At 54.8% G+C, this 902-nt stretch carries 1 protein-coding gene; it reads left to right on the forward strand.

The window, feature by feature from the left end:
- A partial coding sequence (locus tag FK220_RS19970) for a hypothetical protein (protein ID WP_166205025.1) occupies positions 1-902 on the forward strand: 902 nt, incomplete at both ends.

Raw genomic sequence — 902 nt, forward strand, 5'->3', positions numbered from 1 at the left:
AGAACAACACGGTGAACATCCCGCTGAACGTGGGCACCCTTGCGTTCGACCCGGCCACGCGCGAGCTGACCTATACGGACGAGGCGGGCGCCCCCACGGTGATCGCGCTCCCCGCGGACACTGTGACTACACTTTCAACAGTAGACGGTATTACCTATACCTATATTTCTGAAGATACCACTTCTACATCTTTTGATGGTACAGATAATCAAGACCTTGGGGTCGGTATCGGCGGTGTGGCCAACGAGAGTGTGGAGCTTACCATCAGTGACGGGAGCAGTGCCGTAGTAGATATCCGGGATGCCGATTCCGTACTTGGCAACGAGGTGACCGATGCTACGGACGCGACCCTTATCCGATCCGGCGCAGGTACATCTGGGGACCCCTATACCCTCGATGTGGCGGCCGATGGAATAACGAACAACGAATTGGCAAACGACGCGGTTCAACTTGAAAATATTGCAGACGGTACGGCAACAGGACAGGTAATCCAATGGGACGGAACGGACTGGACCCTGGTGGACCTTGGCTCGGTTACGGTAACGGAGAACGATGGTGTTATCGGCAACGAGGTAGTGGGAGCCACTAATGGTACACTGACCCTTTCGGGATCGGGTTCCACCATTTCGCCGTATACCTTGGCAGTATCTGCCGATGGGATTACAAACAATGAACTTGCCGACAATGCCGTAGGTTTGGAAAATCTGGCCGATGGTACCACGGTAGGCCAGATGCTGCAGTGGAACGGTACGGATTGGATATTGATAGAAGGAAGTGTTTTGGACACTGACAACCAGCAGATCACGGCCTTCAGCCTTGACAACACGAGCAACGAGCTTACCCTGACCCTTGAGGACGGCGGTACGCAGACGGTGGACTTCAGCACGATACTTGCCGCTGCC

The organism is Pelagihabitans pacificus (assembly GCF_009371985.2).
Classification (GTDB): Bacteria; Bacteroidota; Bacteroidia; order Flavobacteriales; family Flavobacteriaceae; genus Pelagihabitans; species Pelagihabitans pacificus.